This window comes from Marinitoga sp. 1154 (genome assembly GCF_013363285.1).
GTDB lineage: Bacteria > Thermotogota > Thermotogae > Petrotogales > Petrotogaceae > Marinitoga.
Genome location: NZ_LBFB01000029.1, coordinates 1 through 21,056, shown reverse-complemented (window position 1 = coordinate 21,056; position 21,056 = coordinate 1). Strand labels below are relative to the sequence as shown.

16 protein-coding genes are annotated in these 21,056 nt (G+C 28.4%); 2 read left to right on the top strand and 14 right to left on the bottom strand.

The genetic code is table 11. The annotated features are described in order from the left end of the window. Nucleotides 1-688 (top strand): IS3 family transposase (locus XO12_RS10110; protein WP_175420236.1); only part of this gene is annotated, 688 nt, incomplete at its 5' end. Between the two features lie 18 nt (nucleotides 689-706). On the opposite strand, the gene XO12_RS10105 is transcribed toward XO12_RS10110, so the two are convergent. From XO12_RS10105 to XO12_RS10090, 4 genes are all read right to left on the bottom strand, one after another. After that, the gene (locus XO12_RS10105) at nucleotides 707-5,269 is read right to left on the bottom strand and encodes a carboxypeptidase regulatory-like domain-containing protein (protein ID WP_175420235.1); all 4,563 of its coding nucleotides are present in this window, start codon (nucleotides 5,267-5,269) and stop codon (nucleotides 707-709) included. Between the two features lie 13 nt (nucleotides 5,270-5,282). Further along, on the bottom strand, nucleotides 5,283-6,086 hold the full coding sequence (locus tag XO12_RS10100) for a DUF5683 domain-containing protein (RefSeq protein WP_047265911.1): 804 nt from the start codon (nucleotides 6,084-6,086) through the stop codon (nucleotides 5,283-5,285). Between the two features lie 282 nt (nucleotides 6,087-6,368). After that, a complete protein-coding gene (locus tag XO12_RS10095; protein ID WP_052913203.1) occupies nucleotides 6,369-8,288 on the bottom strand; it encodes an ABC transporter ATP-binding protein in 1,920 nt (639 codons plus the stop codon). A 1-nt stretch (nucleotide 8,289) separates the two neighbouring features. Beyond that, complete coding sequence (locus XO12_RS10090; protein ID WP_175420234.1) at nucleotides 8,290-10,026, bottom strand: ABC transporter ATP-binding protein; 1,737 nt, start codon at nucleotides 10,024-10,026, stop codon at nucleotides 8,290-8,292. A gap of 104 nt (nucleotides 10,027-10,130) precedes the next feature. Between XO12_RS10090 and XO12_RS10085 the strand changes: the two genes are divergently transcribed. After that, on the top strand, nucleotides 10,131-10,871 hold the full coding sequence (locus XO12_RS10085; RefSeq protein WP_175420233.1) for an MBL fold metallo-hydrolase: 741 nt from the start codon (nucleotides 10,131-10,133) through the stop codon (nucleotides 10,869-10,871). Here XO12_RS10085 and XO12_RS10080 read toward each other — a convergent pair. From XO12_RS10080 to XO12_RS10035, 10 genes are all read right to left on the bottom strand, one after another. Next, nucleotides 10,851-11,483, bottom strand: coding sequence for a hypothetical protein (locus XO12_RS10080; protein ID WP_047265909.1), 633 nt, complete (start codon nucleotides 11,481-11,483; stop codon nucleotides 10,851-10,853). The two genes, XO12_RS10085 and XO12_RS10080, sit on opposite strands and share 21 nt — an antisense overlap. Next, nucleotides 11,480-12,778 (bottom strand): flagellar motor switch phosphatase FliY, encoded by a 1,299-nt coding sequence (fliY, locus tag XO12_RS10075; RefSeq protein WP_047265908.1) that lies wholly within the window; start codon nucleotides 12,776-12,778, stop codon nucleotides 11,480-11,482. The genes XO12_RS10080 and fliY overlap by 4 nt, the downstream gene beginning before the upstream one ends. 24 nt (nucleotides 12,779-12,802) lie before the next feature. Further along, a complete protein-coding gene (fliM, locus tag XO12_RS10070) occupies nucleotides 12,803-13,831 on the bottom strand; it encodes a flagellar motor switch protein FliM (RefSeq protein ID WP_047265907.1) in 1,029 nt (342 codons plus the stop codon). 15 nt (nucleotides 13,832-13,846) lie between these two features. Beyond that, complete coding sequence (fliL, locus tag XO12_RS10065) at nucleotides 13,847-14,392, bottom strand: flagellar basal body-associated protein FliL (protein WP_047265906.1); 546 nt, start codon at nucleotides 14,390-14,392, stop codon at nucleotides 13,847-13,849. 14 nt (nucleotides 14,393-14,406) lie between these two features. Next, nucleotides 14,407-15,285 carry a flagellar motor protein MotB gene (locus XO12_RS10060; protein ID WP_047265905.1) on the bottom strand — a complete coding sequence of 293 codons (879 nt, stop codon included), beginning with the start codon at nucleotides 15,283-15,285 and terminating at the stop codon, nucleotides 14,407-14,409. A gap of 5 nt (nucleotides 15,286-15,290) precedes the next feature. After that, on the bottom strand, nucleotides 15,291-16,061 hold the full coding sequence (locus XO12_RS10055) for a motility protein A (protein ID WP_047265904.1): 771 nt from the start codon (nucleotides 16,059-16,061) through the stop codon (nucleotides 15,291-15,293). Continuing rightward, on the bottom strand, nucleotides 16,062-16,274 hold the full coding sequence (locus XO12_RS10050) for a flagellar FlbD family protein (RefSeq protein WP_231580385.1): 213 nt from the start codon (nucleotides 16,272-16,274) through the stop codon (nucleotides 16,062-16,064). Nucleotides 16,275-16,340: 66 nt separating this feature from the next. Then, a complete protein-coding gene (locus XO12_RS10045) occupies nucleotides 16,341-18,986 on the bottom strand; it encodes a flagellar hook-basal body complex protein (protein ID WP_052913202.1) in 2,646 nt (881 codons plus the stop codon). Nucleotides 18,987-19,014: 28 nt separating this feature from the next. Further along, on the bottom strand, nucleotides 19,015-19,677 hold the full coding sequence (locus XO12_RS10040; protein ID WP_047265902.1) for a flagellar hook assembly protein FlgD: 663 nt from the start codon (nucleotides 19,675-19,677) through the stop codon (nucleotides 19,015-19,017). Further along, the coding region (locus tag XO12_RS10035; protein WP_175420232.1) for a flagellar hook-length control protein FliK at nucleotides 19,670-21,056 on the bottom strand (1,387 nt) is incomplete at its 5' end. The genes XO12_RS10035 and XO12_RS10040, both read right to left, overlap by 8 nt.

Here is a 21,056-nt window from a genome sequence, read left to right as displayed (position 1 = left end):
TGTATTTAAGCAAAAATATGGTATTATTATTAATCACAAAAAAATTCATAGATTAAGAAAAGAACTTAATTTAACTCGAAATTATCATCGTCATTCAAAACATCCTAAAAAAAGACCTAAAAATCATAATATTACTGGTCCTAATCAGTATTGGGAAGCTGATATTAAATTTGTTTTTACTAAAACTAATGGATTTGTTGGTATTCTAAGTATTATCGATTCTTTTGATAGGTCAATTGTTGGTGTTTATATTGGTAATTCTATTAAAGCTAAAGATTTTATCAATACTGTTAAACAGGCTATTGAATACAGAAATGCTACCCCTCAAAATTTAATTATTAGAACTGATAATGGGCCTCAATTTAAAGCTAATATTACTGATATTTTTATGAGTGATCTCAATATTACTCATGAATTTGGATATAAAAATAACCCTAATTCTCAAGCTTTTATTGAATCATTTCATTCTTCTGTTCAAAGAGAATTTGTTGAATATATTACTTTTAACGATATCGATGATGTTTATAATTATTATATGTCCTATATTTATTTTTATAATCATCTTAGACCTCATGGGTCTTTAAAGTATCTTACTCCTGATTTCGTTTTTTATCTTTTTAATGATAATTTCAATGATTTTATTTTGTCTTATGATTTTTCTGATTTTTTCGTTTCTGTGAAAAAATGAGATTTACTTATTTTTTGTCTAATTTTCGGGGGTCAAGCCGATTTCTGAAATTGTTTCTTCAATATCTCTTTGTATTTTTTCTTTTAATATATTTCGATTTAATATGTTTGTTTTTAGATTCTTTGTTCTTAAATTTGTTAATGTATTTTTATTATCTACAGGTTTTCCATTTATTACTATCTCAAATGTATCATTTTCATTTTCCGGTTTAAATACTATTTCTTCAGTTGAACCATCAGCTACAAGATATCCATCGACTATAAACTTCATTCCAGTTTTAAATACAAGTGTAACCCCTGGTTCTATTGTTACTGTCACACCTTCATTTACTTTTATACTATCGCTCACATAGTATGGTGATTGGGCTTTTGTAATAACAACATCCTTTTCAACAATTCTTCCATGTAAATAATCTATAAGATCTGTCATATCTGGTAAGTCAACAACCTCTATTGTTGCTGATTTTACTTCACTCACATTACCAGCTTTATCTTTAACCTTTACATATACTGTTTTTATTCCAGACTGTGTATCTACTGAATGTATTTTTTGAAATTCATAATTTTGCCATGTGACATTTGAGAAATCTGAAGTATTTGAAATTAATATCTGGCCAAGACCAGAACCTTTATCTTCAGCAAATGTTGAAATAATTACCTTAGCATTGTCTGTTGTATTTGCACCGCCATTTATTAAAATCTTCGTTAAAGTTGGTGGTGTTATATCAACTAATTCCAATTGATTTGCAAATGTTTCTTTTAATTCTTCAACGGTTATTTCATCTATTATTTGTTCATTCCAACCTTCTTTAGAAGCTCTTAATTTATACTTCCCCGCAAGTACACTGCCAAAAATATAACTTCCATCTGCATTTGTCTTGGTAAAATAATTGATTTTTTGTGTATTTGTATCAAATGGCTCAAGGGTTACAGATATATCAGAACTATCCTGCATATCTTTTAATTTAGCATAACCACTAATCTGTCCAGCATTAGGAATTAATGTTACATCATTAGTTATTATTTTTTCTGCAGGTGTAACTTTTACTTCTGATAGAACATATCCGCATTGCGGGAAACTTGATTTTTGTATATATTCACCAATTGGTATGTGTTGGAACATAAAAGTTCCATTTTCATCAGTATATGTTTCGTAGGTTGCTGTGCTGTTTTTCGATAGCAATTCAACCTTTATATTTAAGAAACTATCAAAGCCTGAAGATATAGTTACTTTTCCTGTTACTGTTGTCGACAAAGCTTTTAAAGTTAAAATCTCTCCATTGAATGCTTCATATGTTCCATTTTCTGTTGTTTGGAAGTTTTGTTTGTACTCATATGTTTCAAAGTCTTCATTTTTGTATATTTTTAAACCATTATAGTTTTGTTCAATTGGCGCATCTAATACAAATGTTCCATCAGTAGCTGTATATGTTGTTAATCTATATCCAATTTCCTCTTCATAATCACCTAATAATTCAACTTTTATATTTTCATAATGATTCCAACCTTGAAGATGTATTGTTCCTATTATTCTTCCAGACGCTCTTTCAAGAAGAGGTGTTTGTTCTAAATTTATTATCTTTCCAACTTCAACTTTTACTTCTTCTATTCTTACAGTTTTATAGGAAAATTTTGAAAATTCTATATCATATATACCTGACTCTACTTTAGGAAATACAAAGCTTCCATCTTTATCTGTTATTGTGCTATAACCTGGGCCATTTCTTTTTTTAGCAAGAACATGTATTCCACTCATATCTGAAGAGTCTTTTAAATATGCTTTACCATATATAGAACCACTGTTTGGAACTTCATCTAACTTTATAATCTGTTCTAATACCATTTTTTGATTTGGCATGATTTTTATATTTTCTAATGTTACTGAGGTAAATCCTTGAGAAGAGAATGTTATTTTGTAATTACCAAAAGGAACATTCCCTATTACATAATGTCCGTTGCTATCAGTTGTTGTTGTTAAGAATATATTTTGTTCATTTAATGACATATCTAAAGTCGTACCTTCAAGAGTTACTGTTATGCCCTCTTGATTTGTAATATTTTCTACATTATATCCTGCAAATCCTTCTATTGAACCTTTTAATGGTTCTAAAGTTTTAGAATATAACATACTGCTTTCATCTGAAATACTTACCATTTCTTCAAACAATTTATAATTTTCTTTAGATATTTTTATTTTATATGTCCCAACTTTAGTTATAATTTCATAATATCCTTTTTTATTTGTTACTTCTCTTAGTCCATTAACATCAACAACAGCACCAGAATTATCTATGTTTCCTGGTAGAGTTATATAACCATATAATTTTGTTACCTTCCTCTTTAATTGAATAGGATTTAGTTCTATAATCTTTCCTTTTTCAACATTTGTTTTTGTTTCTGTTGATTCATAGGTGTCTTTTGAAAATTCTATGACATAATTACCAGATGGTAATAATGTGCTGTAATTACCATATGAGTCAGTAACAGCTGTATCAATAATTTCATACTCAATATTTTCTTCGTTTAATTTAATAGGAAGTTTCTTATTAAATTTGTTCAATATTTTTGAGTTATCTACTTTTTTTATTGCAAGTGTGGAGGCTGTATTTTTCTCTCTTTTAAATACAACAATTATTCCGCTATTAGAATCGGCACTTTTATCTTCTAAATATACCTTTCCTTTTACCCAGCCTTTATCTTCACCTCCGGGCAATACTTCAATTGTGTTAACAGAAGTTAATTGATTCCTTTTTACTTCTACAACAACGTCTTTTGTAATGTAATTTTCTTTTAAAACTTTTAATAAATATTCACCTTCAGGAACGCCAATTATAGAAAATTCACCTTTTGTATTGGTTGTTGTTTCTTTTATAACTATATTTGATGAGTCATATAGTTTAATAAGAAAATCAGATTTTTCAGCGATATTGTCTTTTGTTCCATCTATTCTCATGGGTTGAATAAGGCCCTGTATGTCTCCAAAAATATAAGTAGTATTAATTGTCCCTACATTTATTTCCTTATTCTTTACTACTGTTATATCTATGGTTATTGGTTCATATCCGTTACCGTTGAATGTTATTGTATATTTCCCAGGCGTTATATCTTCAAAACGAAAATCAGCATTATTTGTTATTGTTTTTGTTTTTATTTCTGTCCCTTCTTTTGTTAATGATAATATCCCTTTTGTATATGCTGTATTTGAGAATATTATCGACCCTTTGATAAATCCATATTTATATATTAATGCATCTTCATAGTAGAATGATCTTCCCGGACTTATTGTTATTGTTGCTGTTTTGCTTTCGTATTTTTCTTTTGTTATTTCAAGTGTATATTCTCCTTTTGTTAATCCTTTTTTGCTAAATTTACCGTTGTTGTCTGTTGTTAATGTATCTATAATTTTGTTATTCTTGTCTTTTATTATTATTTGTGTGTTTGATAATTCTTCTGTGAACGGTAATGTTATTTTCCCTTCTAAATCTCCTAGAATATATCCAGGACTAATTGTCCCTACATTTATTTCCTTATTCTTTACTACTGTTATATCTATGGTTATTGGTTCATATCCGTTACCGTTGAATGTTATTGTATATTTCCCAGGCGTTATATCTTCAAAACGAAAATCAGCATTATTTGTTATTGTTTTTGTTTTTATTTCTGTCCCTTCTTTTGTTAATGATAATATCCCTTTTGTATATGCTGTATTTGAGAATATTATTGACCCTTTGATAAATCCATATTTATATATTAATGCATCTTCATAGTAGAATGATCTTCCCGGACTTATTGTTATTGTTGCTGTTTTGCTTTCATATTTTTCTTTTGTTATTTCAAGTGTGTATTCTCCTTTTGTTAATCCTTTTTTGCTAAATTTACCGTTGTTGTCTGTTGTTAATGTATCTATAATTTTCTTATTCTTGTCTTTTATTATTATTTGTGTGTTTGATAATTCTTCTGTGAACGGTAATGTTATTTTCCCTTCTAAATCTCCTAGGTTATTTTCAAGAATAATAGGTTCAACTTCTGTTATTTCATTTTTTATTATTACAATATTTTTTTTAACGGTATCATATCCTGACGATTCAACTTCTAAAATATATTCTCCAGGTTCAATTTTGTCATAAAAGAAAATGCCAGAGCCTTTGATAACCTTTTGAGTTATGCTTTTACTTTCATTATTAATATTCTTTAAAATTATATTGATTTCATTATCATTACTTGTACCAGATATACTGCCTTTTAAAATACCATATTTATATACTAATGATGTATTAACTGAAACGACAGATCCTGGAATTAAATTTACATTAATTTCTTTTGCTTCATAATCATCTCTAGATATTTGCAATGTGATTTTTTCATAATTTAAATTTTTTATAATGAAATTTCCATCTGGATCAGTTTTTGTTGTGATATTTGTCCCTTTTACTTTCACTAAAGTACCTTCTAATTGATCAGTAAACTTCAAATTTATATGTCCTTGAATTGATGAGGTTGCTCTTAAATTAACACAGGAATTTAAAATCAATAGTATAACAATTAAAAAGAAAACAATTAAATATTTTTTCTTATTTTTCATTACTTCCCCCTCCTTATCTTGCATTCATATATGCATCGATAATATTAATTATCCATATTGAAAAGGTAATCCCAACTACCCATGTAAAATTTCTAAAATTATTTGTAGCTTTTTCTTGATCTTTTACCATCTCTTCACCTTCACTCGTTGTATTAATATATTTTTGATATTCAGAAAAATAGTAATAAGACGTTCCTATTCCTCCTAAAGTAGAAATAAAAAAGAAAGAACCTTTAATAGGCTGATCATTGTAAAATTGTCCCCACCCTGGTACTAATGCCGATCTAAACAATGCTGTTGAAGGATATTTCCTTTCTGCAAAATATTCTTCGACTCTTTTTATTGTTATAAATTCTTTATCTTCAAAATTTAATGTATCAATAAATAATGTTTCTGAAGATGCTACATCTATTAATTTAACAGTAATAAAATAAACATCTCCTAGTTTATTCATATTACCAGTTAATAATAAATCTGCCCCTGACAATTCACCAATTTTAGAAGAATTTTTTTCATTCACAATTCCTGTCATTGATAATTTTATTTCTTCTATAATTTTTTGTAATTCTTTCCTGTCAACAATTGGGATATTATTTATTTTTAAATAATATGCATATATATCAGATAATAAAACAGATGTTTCTTCGCTATCAGCTTCAAATGGAAGAATACCAATAATTTTATTTTTTTGCATTACGTTTATATAATTTGCAAGTTTATTACCAGATGACTCAAAGGCTTTTCTATAGTCTTGAGAAAATAATATAGATACAAGCATAATAATTATGATACCAATAAAAAAAATCCTTTTTGCCATTTAAATACACCCCTTCCTTTATTTTATAGTTTTATTTGTATATACATAAAAAATTAACGTTATAATTATATCAGGTGATCGCATAATTACGTTAATTTTTATAATAATTCTTTAATTTGCTAAAAAATTAACGTTGGTTTTAAATACATAATTATTATAACATATTTTTTTTTAATGACAATATAAAATAAAAAAATCCCGGCTTCCACCGGGATTTGTTTATTATCAAGGTATAAATTTCACAATTTTTTTTATAATCTATCTCTTATAATTTCTTTTTTATTACGTGCTATATTGCAACCTATATAAATCATAATAAATTCCTCTTTTATTCATTAATTCGTTATGTGTTCCTTCTTCAACTATTCTACCTTTATGAACGACTAATATTTTTCTTGCTGTTTTTATTGTCGATAATCTATGTGCTATTGATAATATAGTTACTTTGCCTATCAGATTTTCCATTGCTTTTTGAATTAAATACTCTGTTTCTACATCTATATTTGCTGTAGCTTCATCTAAAATTATTATTTTTGATTTAAACACTACTGCTCTTGCTAATGCTATTAATTGCCTTTCGCCAGCTGATAATGTACTTCCCCTTTCTAAAATTTTTGTATAATATTTATCTGGAAATTTTTCAATCATTTCATGCGCATGTACCTGCTTAGCAGCATTTACTACTTCTTCTTCACTAACTGTTTCATCGAACATTCTGATATTATCTAATATTGTCCCTGTGAATAGAAAAACATCTTGCGGAACTACGGCAATTTGCCTTCTTAATGCATGTAAATCATAATCATTTAAATCTTTTTCGTCTATATATATATTACCCATTTGAGGTATATATAATCCATTTATTAACTTAATTATAGTGGTTTTTCCTGAGCCCGTTTCACCTACTATTGCTACATTATCCTTTTCTTTAATTTTAAAGGATATATTTTTTAATATATAATTCTCCTTTTCATATGCAAACGACACATTTTTAAATTTTATACTCCCCATTTTTATCTCTTTGTATTTTCCTCTACCAAAATCTTCTTGTTCTAATTCTTTTAGTCTGAAAATTTTTTCTGCTGAAGCAAACGCATTTTGTAATATATCATATTTTTCTGCAATATCAAATAAAGGTCTAAAAAACATATCTATATATGATGTAAAAGCAACCAGTATTCCAAAAGATACAATATTTTGTTTAAATAATTTTGCTCCGAACCAGAACAAAAGAGATATTGTAATATAATACATTACGTTCATAAATGGCCGAAATAAACCATTCAATATTATTTGCTGCATTCTTGATTTATATAATTTGTGGCTTAAATCATAAAATTCTTTTCTTTTTCTATTTTCCTGATTAAATGCTTTTGTAACATTGGCTCCAGATATATTTTCAGCAAGAAAAGAATTTGTTGCTGAAATCCTTGTTCGTGTTTTTGAGTATATTTTTTTATCCAATACGCCAAATATCCATGTTGATATCATTATTAAAGGAAACATTAATATTACATATGTTGAGAGTTTAATATTCATTTTGAACATGACAATTATAACTCCTATTATAATTGCAATATCTTTTGTTAAACTTGTTAATACATCTGTGAAAAATTGTGATAAATTTTGAGTATCATTTACAGTTCTTGTTGTAATTTTCCCCGTTGGATTTTTTGTAAAAAAATCTAAAGGAACAGAAAGAATATGAGTATATAATTCATCTCTTATATCATAAATAACCTTTTGACCTAATAAATTTGAAAATATCACTTGCCCATAATTAAATAATAATTGTCCAAAAAAAAGCGAAACTATTATTAACGAGTATATCGTAATATCGTTTAATGATTTCTCTTTAATTTTATTGACAAATTCATTGCTTACTGGTATTTTTTCATTTCCTTTTGTCATATAGTATTTGTTTTCTATATTTTTTAATATGTAATTCCCCTCCGGTGAAGAAATGAATTCATTATTTTCTATTTTAAATTTATATGTTGAATTTATCACATTATCTATTACATACCTCATCACAGTGGGTATTGTTAAATCCACTACAGTGGATAGGAATAAAAATGAAAAAGAAAATATTAATATTACATAATATTTTTTCATGTATTTCCACAACATAGAAAATATTTTCATATTAGATACACTTCGTTGATTTTCTTCTTTTAATATGTCTGTATGAGCTGTTCGCATATTATTCCTCCTCCAACTTTTCTTCAATTAGCTGTTTCATATACATTCCATAATATGCACTTTCTAATGATAATAATTCATTATGATTTCCTTGTTCTATTATTTCACCATTATCAAAAACATAAATTTTATCAGCATTTTTAACTGCTTTTAATCTGTGCGATATAACAATCATTGTTTTATTAACTACATTATTTCTAAGATTTGTTATTATTGCTTCTTCAGTTTCGGTATCTACTGCAGATAAACAATCATCCAATATAATAAATGGTGCGTTTTTAGCTAAAGCTCTAGCTATAGAAACCCTTTGCTTTTGCCCACCAGAAAGAGTAACTCCTCTTTCACCAACTAATGTTTTATATTTTTCTGGTAATTCCATTATATCTTCATGAACGTTTGCTATTTTAGCATATTCAGGAGATTTTTCTACTTCTTCAGGGTGTGCAAAACTTATATTATCTTCTATATGCATTGAAAATAAAAATGATTCTTGAGGAACATAGGCTATATTATCCCTAATAATTTTAGAATGTATTTTATTTATATCCATTCCATCTATAAAAATTGTATTATTTTCAACTGGATAAAATTTCAATAATAATTTTGGAAGAGTCGATTTACCTGAACCTATTTTACCTACAAATGCTACCATTTCTCCTGGTTTTATTTCCATATTAATATTTTTTAAAGCATATTTTTCCGTATTTGGATATTTGAAATTTAAATTATTAATTTTTATATGTCCTTTAAATTCAAAATTTTTATTTATTTCATCTGGTTCTGAGACACTTGATTTTGATTTCATTATTTCCATCAATCTTTGATAAGAGGCCTTCCCTCTTTGTAATACATTTACAACCCATCCTACCGCCATCATTGGCCAAACAAGCATTCCTATATACGAATAAAACATTACTAACTGCCCAAAGGTTATCTCATTATTTATTACCATTTTTCCACCAAAATAGATTGCAAGAACTCCTGAAAGCGATGCTAAAAATTGTATTAGCGGAAACATCAAACCCCAGGTTTTTATTAATTTCATTTGAGCGTCATAATATTTTTGTGATCTTTCATTAAATCGTTTTTTCATTGTATTTTCTAATGAAAAAACTTTAACTACATGTATCCCTGCGTAGCTTTCTTCTGTATGGTCAGATAAATCTGAAATCGTTTTTTGAAGGTTTTTAAATAATTTCCTTATTAAACCACCAAAAAATAATGTTATTAATCCTATTATGGGTAAAGGAATTAATGATAATATTGTTAATTTAGGATTTACAAATTTCATCATTGCAATTATCGTTATTGTTGACATAAAAATTGTATCAATTATCATTACAATAGACGGGCCCATTGCCATTCTTACGGAATTTAAATCTTCTGTAAATCTGGTCATCAAGTCTCCCGTTCGCCATTTGTCATAAAAATCATATGATTGATCTAATATGTGTGAAAACATTTTATTGGCTGTTTTAAATTCAAATAATCTTGAAGTTCCAAATATAAAAAAACGCCATATGAATCTTCCAATCATTATTGAAAATGCCAATATTAAAATTGAATAAATGGACGTTTTTATTACACTCATATCTTCTATTGTTTTTAAATCATCCATTATCGCTCCAATTTTTCTTGGAATAAATATTTGCATATAATCAATAAATAATAAGAATATTACACCTATTAAATACCTCCACCAATTTTTTTTAAAAAACTCTTTAATTATTTTGAACACCCCCTGAACTTTGTTTGTATTACAAACTATTTTATCATTTTTAAGGAAAAAAATCAATATATAAAGAATTATTAAATGAAATACATTTAAGGAGGAAAGCACTTATGTTAGAAGTGATTGGAAACAAAATACTGGTTTTCTGGTTTGAAAACTTTGCAAGTAATGTTACAGCCATAGAGTTAAATGAGGAAGTTATTTTAATCGATTCCTCATTATATCCAGAAAAATTAAAAAAAATTATAGATTTGGTTCAATTGAGAACAAAAAAAACTGTAAAAAAGGTTTTTTTAACCCACCATCATCCAGATCATTCATTTGGCGCTATTTTTTATGAAAAACTTGAAATCATTTTATCCGAAAAAACTCTTATGAAACTTTTTGAATATGATGATAATTTATTAAAAAAAATCTCTGAAGAATCTGAATTTGATTTTTCTAATTTACAAAAAAAATTATCCAAATGTAAGTTTAATGTTTTTAGAAAAGATAATTTAAATACTTCTTCTAAAACAGTAATAAGTGGGATTACTTTAGGTGGGCATACAAAAGATTCAACTATTTATAAAATTTATCCAGAGAATATTGTTATTACTGGTGATATTATAGTTTCTGAAATACATTCTGAATTAAACGAATCAAATATTGACAATTGGATTAAAATCTTAAAAGAATTAAAAAAACAGGAGATAAATATAATAATCCCAGGTCATGGAAGACCTGGAGATAGAAAATTAATTGATAATCAGCTAAACTATTTGAAAACATTTAAAACACACGGAAAAGATGTCTTATTAAAGCAATTTAAAGATTATAAATATCCTGAATTACTTTTGAATTTCCAATAATTTTTTCTTGATAAATTGGGTGTTATATGGTATTATTCTAAGTTTTATTTCAACTCTTTTTTTGTTATTTGAATTTAAAAATTCTATTTTTTCTAAAAAACTTATTCCCATTTCATCTTTTAAATATACTTTCATTTGCGTGTAATCAATACCTAAAAATCTTAAAGCATTTTTGGACTTTGGATAAAAATAGAATATTTTATAATTTTGTTCTTTTAATTCTTTAATAAAAAATTTATCGGAAGAATATGTTACTGATAAAATTCTGATAAAATTTCTAAATATTTCCAGATTGTTTTTTATACCTTTATACTTATCAACATCTTTTTCCAGATCCGTTAAAAATTCATCATTGTGAAGGTCATAATAGTAGTCAATACCAGATAAAATTGAAGGTTCTTTTATTCTAAAATAAAAATATTTAAAATTATCAATGTATATATCCATCAAAACAGAGGTGGGAGTCGAATCCACCTCAAATTTTATGTTTAGGTCTATTTTTAATTCCCCGAGTCTTGTATATTTTGAAAAAACATCTATCACATTATAGGAAAAAATCATATTAACTGAAATAAGGAAAAACATTAAAAAAATTATTTTTTTTCTCTTCATTTTAAAGCTCTCAACCTTTCTTCTAATGATACTATTTCTGTTATTCTAACTCCAAAATTTTCATCTATAACAACAACTTCTCCTCTGGCTATTAACCTTCCATTTACGTATATATCCACAGGTTCACCTGCAAGTTTATCAAGTTGAATCATAGAACCCTGATGAAAATTTAAAATATCTCTTAAAGAATATTTTCTTCTACCAAGCTCTACTGATACATTTAGTGGAACGTCAAATAAAAGTTGTAATTTTTCAAGATCAACATTTTCAGTAGGTTCTATAGGACTTCCTGAAATTTGATTAAATGACTTTGGTTGAACATTAACCTGTTGTTCTGGTGGGATATATCCCATTGGTTGCTGCATTGGCATTTGTTGTGGATACATCGGTTGCTGCATTGGCATTTGTTGTGGGTACATCGGTTGCTGCATCGGCATTTGTTGTGGATACATCGGTTGCTGCATTGGCATTTGTTGTGGATACATCGGTTGCTGCATTGGCATTTGTTGCGGTACAGTTTGTTGTTGCATCTGTGGTTGTGGTTGTGCAGTTTTCTGACCTTTATTAACATCTACATTTTGAGCAGCTAATACTTTATTTTTTATATCATTTGCTATATCTATTGGTACAAATTGCCACATTTCTCCTTCTTGTAGTCCTTGTATTTTTAAAATAAATTTAATACCTATTATGGTTTCAGATGCTCCTTCTAATTCGGGTGGAAATGATACATTAGGATCGTCAAAATCTAAAACTTCTACTTGCGGAGGTGTTATATCTACCTTGGTATTTAAAAATTCTGATAAAGATGTTGCTGAAGCACCCATCATTTGGTTTATTGCTTCTGCTAAAGCGCTTATTGATATGTCATCAAATGTTTCTGGAACATTTTCTCCTGTTCCACCCATCATGAGATCGGCTATTATAGATGAAATTTTTGCAGGAAACAGGAAAAAATTTGTACCTTTTAAACCATCTTTGTAATTTATTGAAATTATCACGTATTTCCCTGAGAATTGATTTTTTATTTCTGATTTTAATAAAGTTAACGGAGTAGGACTGGATATATCCACTTTTCTTTTTAATAACGTAGACAGGGTTGTTGCTCCAGCTCCCATAGCAATATTTCCCACTTCTCCAACTAAATCTAATATAATTGGATCAACTTGAGTTGCTCCACTGTTTATTTGGGAAGAACTGGTATTTGTACTTTCTTGATTTGACGTTGTTTCATCTTGATTTAATCCCTGTAATAATGCATCTAATTCTTCTTGAGATAAAAATTCATCTGACATGTAACACACCTCCGCTATTGTTCCCTATTTCAAACTCTTCAAATATCTTTCAACTAAAACCTTTTCAAGCAATTCTGGATCTTCTTTTTCTATATTTATTGCATAATGACCTTTATAAATTCCAGGCATTCCTTTAAAAACAGGTGTGTCCTGAACAGTTATATTTATAGGCTCATCATTAAATGAATTCAATCTTATTACGTCTCCTACATCAATATTAATAAAATCGCCTAATTGTATTGTTGTTTCACCTAATATAGCTTTTACATCTGCTTTGGTCATTAACACAGAATTTTTCAATTTTTCAATTTGTTTTTGAGTGGTTTTTCGATCAGGCGACCATAATCTTGTTGTTAATTTTTCATTAATCGGCTCTAATAGAGATGAAGGCCAACAAACATTTATAAATCCCTGAATATCCTTAAAGTTTATTGATAACGTAATCAACACCGTCATTTCATTTGGTGCTGCTATTTGAACAAATTGAGGATTGAACTCTGTTTTTTCGAGTATTGTATCAAAAGGAACAATTGTTGCCCATGCTTTACTCAAAGCTTTTATTAACGATAATCCTTCTTTTCTTAAAATTGCAAGTTCCAGTTCAGTAGGTGTTCTTAATGTTTCAAGAGGTATTCCAGGCCCTCCTAATAATTTATCGACTAATACATAACCAATATCAAGGCCCATTTGAAATACGGCGCTTCCTGGTAGTATATCTGTTGAAAATACTGAAATAAATGTTGGACTTGTTAATGATTGTTGAAACTCACTAAAGGTTATCTGATCAACACTGGCAAAAGTAACATTCACATATGACCTTGCGCGTGAAGAAAGATATGTTGATACATCTCTTGCATAATTTTCATGAATAAGCTGCAATGTTCTCAATTGCTCTTTTGAGAACTTCATTGGCCTTCGGAAATTATATTCCCGAACATTAGCCATAATATCTTCTTCTTCATTCACATTGGAAACAGCTAATGACCCTGCCTCCATGGCATGTAATAACGCATCTATTTCTTCTTGGGATAATGTTTCATTATCTGGAGGCATACTTTCACCACCTTTTTAATAAGCTGATGTAATTACTACTATATCTATAATAACCTGAATTACTCCAAATTTCTCCTTTTCACCAACAAATCCCGTAATCTCATTTATTGCATTTTTTATTTGATTTTTTAATATTTCTCTACCTTCAACAGTAGTTAAATCTTCACGTGTTTTCGTAATGAATATTAATCCTATTGCTTCTAATATTTCCACATTATATTCAGCTATTGCCGCTCTGCATTCATCACTTCCCACTTTTAATTGCAAAGCGTTTACTATAGCTATTTCATTACCGCCTTTTAGCATAAACTGTCTTTGGTGACCTTCACGTATCACTTCTGCCAATCCTACCTGTGGTGCTTGTTGAACTCCTTGAGCCTGTTGTTGAGCTTGTTGTTGAGCCTGTTGAACTATATTTTTACCTAAGATGTTTATGAGAAAAAAAGCTCCACCAACTGATAATACTACAGATACAACAATGGCTATTATCAATAATAATATAATATTAGGACCTTTTTTACCTTCTTCCTGGCCTTCTTCTTGAATTTCTTCATCAGCCATTAAAATTCACCTCACTATCTTAAGCGCTGCCTCAATATCAATAAATCTATCCTTCTATATCTTTTTCTCAAAATTTCCAAATTTTTTTTATATTGCTCTTCTAACTTTTTTTCTTCTGATTTCATATTGGAAATATTTATTTTCCCCTCTTCAAAATCTTCTTTCAATTTTAGCTTTTGTGCTTCTATATTTGATTTTAAATTTTCTATATCATTTATTATATCTTTATCTCCAACTGCAATTGGAAAGAATCTATCTGCATTATAATAATATTCTGGATCAAATTTTCCTTCTTTTACCTCTGCTAATCTTTCAAGCGTTCTTTTTTGTTTCATTTCATCCGCATAAAATTTAGCAACACTTGCTGCTCTGGCTGCTGCTAAATGCCAATTAGATGGATATATTGATGTATTTTGAGGTGGTCTGTCATCTGTAAAACCATATATTTCTATTTCATTATTAGAATGTTCTATTAATATTATACCCAGTTTATATAACAATTCTTTTGCATCCGCTGTCAATCTGGCACTTCCTGGTTCAAAAAATGCCATATCTTGCATTTTAATAATTGTTCCTCTATCATTTTCCTCTATTGTTATTCTTCCTTTGTATTTTGGATTATCCTGAAGTCTGAAAAGTTCAACTCTTATACCAGGATTTGAAGTAATCAGACTCTCTTCTGAAAGACTTCGCCCCCCCGTTAAAACACTTGGTGGAGTCCCACTAAAAGGACTTCTAAAACTAACAGCTGCCTGTTGGAATTTTCCAGGTGAAATCGAAGACATAGAAAATAACATAACAAAAAATGTCATTAATAATGAATTCAAATCACTAAATGTTGCCATCCAACCAGGTGGTGGTGGTGGCCCTTCTTCTTTTTTACATTTTGCCATTTAAATCACCCTTCTTTTTCAGACTCATATTTTTGTTTATCTGCTGGTGATAAAAATGCTTTTAATTTTTCTTCCATGAGTCTTGGATTTTCACCAGAAACTATAGATAATATTCCTTCTGTTATCATTCTCAACTGATTCACCTGCAATCCTGTTCTCCTACCAATCTTTTCTGCTATAGGCAAAGCGAAAATATTTGCAATAAATGCTCCATATAACGTAGTAATAAGTGCTATTGCCATTTTAGGTCCTATTGTTGTTGGATCATTCAAGGTTTTTAACATCATTATCAGACCAATTAACGTTCCTATCATACCATATGCTGGTGCTAACGTTCCCCATGTATTTAAAACACTTGCCCATTTTCCCTGTTCTGCTTCAAATAATTCCATTTTTATTTCCAGAATTTTTCTTATTTCTTCTGGATCCGTTCCATCAACAGCAGCTCTTAATCCATCTTTCATAAATTCATTTTCTAATCCTTCCAAATCTGCTTCTAAAGAAATAAGCCCCTCTCTCCTTGCTTTTTCTGCAAAGGAATATAATGTTTTTAAGGTGTCTACAGCATCTATTTTAGGTTCTTTAATACCCATCATTACTGCACTAAAAAATTTAAATGATACATCTTTAGGAGCTGCTATAAACATTCCGGCTATTGACCCTACAACCGTGATAAAAAACGATGCTCCATCAACTAAAGCCGTAGGATCACTTGATGCTCCAATTCCTATTGCAGCAAGTGCCAAAACAAGTCCAGCAATACTTGAAATATCCATCTAATCACCTCTTTGAAAACCAGCAGAAAATATTTTACCTTTAAATTCTACTATTTCTTTAATTATTTCATCTATATTTTCTTTTACTATATAAATATGTCCATTATTTAAAAGAATTGTTGTATCTGGTCTTGCCTCTATTTTTTCAATCATATCTGGATTTATATAAAACTCTTTACCTCCTAAATTCGTTACTTTAATCAAATAACACACCTCCGGTGATTATATTACAAAATAATTATTTTCTCTAATGTAAATTAATTTAAAATCTATAAATTATTATCTTTTGAGATTTACAAGTTCTGTTAGAATTTGATCTGATGTAGTTATTACCCTTGCTGCTGCCTGAAAACCCCTTTGAGCTGTAATCATTTTTGTGAATTCTTCTGACAAATCTACATTTGACATTTCTAATGCTCCTGACACTAATGTTCCTGCCCCTTCTTCACCAAATGATCCTATTTTAGCAATACCGCTATTTTCACTTTGAGCAAACATAGAATTTCCCATATCTATTAATCCACCTGGATTTGTAAATTTAGCTACTGCTACCTGTGCAATTAAGTCAGATTTCCCGTTTGAAAATATACCTAAAACTTCGCCTAAATCATTTATTGTAAAATTTTGTAATACTCCTTTTGCATTTCCATCTTGATCTGCAATATTAACAGAATTTGGAGCCGCAAATTGTGTTAAATCATACATATTTAAATTCACTTTTACAGGTCCTGCAGCAGCAACAGATGCTGGAGCTACTCTTTCATTAGGTGATGCACCTGTGCTTGCCGGATCAAACCAGAAACCTATTGAACCATTATCATTATCTGAAGTATTATAATCAACATATCCAACAGAATCCAATCTCCATCTTGAGGTTAAATATTGTCCTTTACCATCAAACGCTATTACACCTTCTGCAGGATCTGATGTTGTTGTTCCGTCCTCGGTTATTTTATATAATGGTTGTCCATCAACTGTTTCTGCCTTCCAATACCATGTATTATCAGAAATTTTTGAATATTTTATATTAATATCATAATCATTTCCAAGCGAATCGTAAACCTTTGTAGATATCACAACATTCGGGTTTTCATACTCTGCTATTTTATAATTCTGTGAATTTTCTGTATCAATTAATCTCAACTCTCCTGAAACTGGTGTTTGAATTATTTTTTTTGCTGCAATATATCGAACGGTACCAGCTTCAGAAGTTTCACCACTTGTATTTGTAGTAGTATCCACAAACGTATCTGTTGCATTTGCTTCAATAACGGATAATCCAGAAATTGTATATTTCCCATCTGCAGATTTCCAACCGCTTTCCATTTTAGAATTAAATTCTTCAACTGTATCAGCAGATGTACTATCTCCGTCAGCATCTGTAAACGTTACAGTTTTTAGTGTTCCACTTTCTTCTACTTTTAGAGTTATTGTAACATTGCCAGTTGCATCTACACTAAAAGATATATCTCTCGGATCATAAAAAACTTCATTGTTTTGACTATCTTTTAAAGATATGCCACCTAAAAATTTCACATCTCTTTGATTAGTTCCATCTGTTAATTGTAATCTATTATCTTCATCTTGATATTTTGGTATTAATTCTCCTTTTGTATCTGTCATATATATTCCATCAAGTCCCCATTCTGTCTTATCATCAGAACTTGATTGATAAAGTTCTACAGACAACGCATTTGCCTGACCAACTGGCAATAACGCTACGGATTCTGAAACACCTGAATCTAATATCAAATTTTTTAATGTTATCTCATTTCCTGCACCATCATCTAATGTAACCCCTTGCGCAAATAATCTATTTAAATCATAAAATGTACCATCTGTTGTAATTGTGCCTGTATATGTAGTTCCAGCATTATCAGAAACCTGTACTGTTACCTGATTTGGATTTGTAGCATCTCTATAAATTAAAATATCTGGTCTATCTGATGCATCTATAGTTCCACTTCCATCATCATCATCCTGAGATAGCAGCGTAACAGGTGCTCCATTACTATCTGAAACAGAAACATCTCCATAAGCTCTTAATGGCCAATCTATACCATTTTTACCTAAATCTATTCTTGAACCTGCAGGAAATGATGAATTAAAATCATTTGCTGCATTTGCTCTTACAACATGCCCTGGGTAATTAGACCATCTTAATACATTTCCAACTTCATCAAGCTCGACTTCTCCATAATTGCTTCCTCCAAGCAATTCATAGTTTTTATCTGGATCTACAGGTTCGGCATGCCATCTATATACAATTCTGTCTTTATATTGTTCTGACATTATTCTTTCAAATGTAAATTTTACCGGAACAACATCTCCAGAAGAGGATTTTATTGTCATTGTTGTTTCCTTTATTCCAACATCAGAATTTAAATTATCTGATAAATTTAAGAATGTGGTTTCTCTTGCTTCCATTACCAAATTAGGTGAAATTGTAATATCCTGTATTGGTTCATTAGAATCTATATATCTTTTTCCAGTATCTGTAATTTTCGCATTCCATCCTTGTAACTTCATTCCACTTGAAGGATTTACAAAATGACCTTCTGAATCCAATGTGAAATTACCTGCTCTTGAAAAATATTTTGAAAGTCCATCTGATAAAACAAAAAAACCTTCTCCTTTTATTGCCATATCTGTTTTATTACCTGTATTTTGAAGTGACCCCTGTGTCATTATTTTATCTATAGAAGCTATTTTAGAACCAAGCCCAACTTGAATGGCATTTGTGCCACCAAATTGTCCACTTGCACCTCTACTTTCTGATAATGTTTGAGACAATGTATTTTGAAAAGTTACCCTTGATGTTTTATATCCAACTGTATTTACATTTGAAATATTATTTCCTATTACATCTAATTGTGTCTGAAAATTTTTCAATCCACTTTGACCACTAAACATTGCTCTTAACATAATAATCTCCTCCTATATTTATATTATTTTATATTTCCGATATCTCTATGATTTTTTCTGTACTGTATTTTTGGCCATTTACTAATACATAAAATTTATTGTCATCAAATTGAACTGCATCAACTTTTCCTCCATCCAATCCACCAATTTTTTCTTTTTTTCCATCTCTAAATGTGTATATTTCATATTTATACTCTCCATCAGGCATTTTTATTCCGTTAGTACTTATTCCATCCCAATTGAAAGTTTTCATTCCTTCTTCCTGAATTCCTAATTCTTTGGTATATACTAAATTGTTTTTCTTATCATATATGTCAACATATACTTTTGTTGGTTCTTCAAGATTATAAACAATTGCATCTGAAAAACCACCTGTTAAATTTATTTTGTTATTTTCTACCACAACAGTTTTTCCTATTAGATTGGAAGCCTGAACTTTAAATAAATTCATTTGTGAAGAAACCATTTCCTGAAAAGATTTACTCATATTCATAATCTGTTCAGTAGAAGATAATTGCGACATTTGCGAGATAAATTCTTTATCATTCATTGTATTTGTTGGATCCTGATATTTTAACTGTGTCATTAATATTTTTAAAAAAGCATCTTTATCTAATTCTTTTTTAGGCTCATTGCTATTTAATTGAGAGGATGGTGAAAAATAATTTAAATTGTTTATCCCATTAATCATAATATTCACCTCTTAAAATATTAAAAAATTGTTTGTCTTCGCTTTTTTTCTTTTCATGTTTTTTAGAAGATTTGTTTTCATCTGAAAATTTTTCCTCTTCATTATTATTACGATCATTATTATGATTTTCTTTATTTTGTTTTTCAACTTCAGATTCAAATAAAAATTCTACTTTTTCATATTTTTCTTTTAAATTTATCAATAATGGTTCTATTCTTTTTTCTAATTCTTTCCTGTTCTCATTATTTTCTAATGAAAATTGTATCTTTACATTTTTGTGTGATTTTATTATTGTAATTTCAATATTTCCTAAATCTGGAGGATTAATTTTAAATACCGTTCTTTCAAAATATTTTGGAAAATTTTCTGCTTTTTCAATTAGATTTTGCATTTCAGGTAGTATTTTATTTAGCGAAACAGTTTTCACGTATACGTTATTGTTTTTATTACTTGAATTATTTAATTCTATTAACGGATGTAAATAATTAACATTATTTGAATTTAAGTTCGTTTTCCCTCTATATTTATTCAATGTTTTTAAATTTAGAATATTCTTTTCACCTTCTTTATAATCATTTTTATATATTTTATATGTTATGGAATCCATATATTTAATTATATTTTTTACATTTATATCAGAATTCTTCTTTTTTAGTATTATTTCTGCATCATCTAAAATAATCTTTTTTATTATTTTTACATTAGACATTATATTTTTCGATGTAATACTGGTTTTTTCCTTTAATACTTTCTTCAAAGTATTTTTTTCCAAAGAACGCTTTGCTATTAGTAAATCCATCTTTTCATCAGAATATAAAATTTTATTTTTTTCATTGCTTCTTTTAAATATTTTTATCTTATTTTCTATTATGCTTTTTAAATCACTTTTTAATATGTCAATATTACTATCCGTATTATCAATTTTTTTTGTTTTTTCATTTAATAAAATTAATTTCATTTTTTCTTTTTTGTTATTTTCTATATATCCTACCAATCCTGTATTAAATTTTACTTTTATAATTTCATTTTTATCTTTCTTCAGAATATTAGAACTTATAACGTTTTTTTGGGTTATTAATAGAATTGCTTCATCTAATTTTGGAACAATTAATCCTAACTTTTCTTTATAAAATATATAATCTTCTTTTTTTATCCCTTCTGGCAATTTGTTTTCTTTCTCTATTATTTCTTTTATTATTTTATTTATCTTTCCTTTTATTTTTTCTGTGTTTTTTGTTTCTATCTTCTTATTTTTCACTTCCTCTGTTGCAAATATTTCTTTTATCTTTACTCCTTCTTTTTGTCCTTTTTTTTCTATATTTTCTATTTTATTTTCCACTTTTATTTCTTCTATTAATTTAAAATCTGTTTTCCCATTT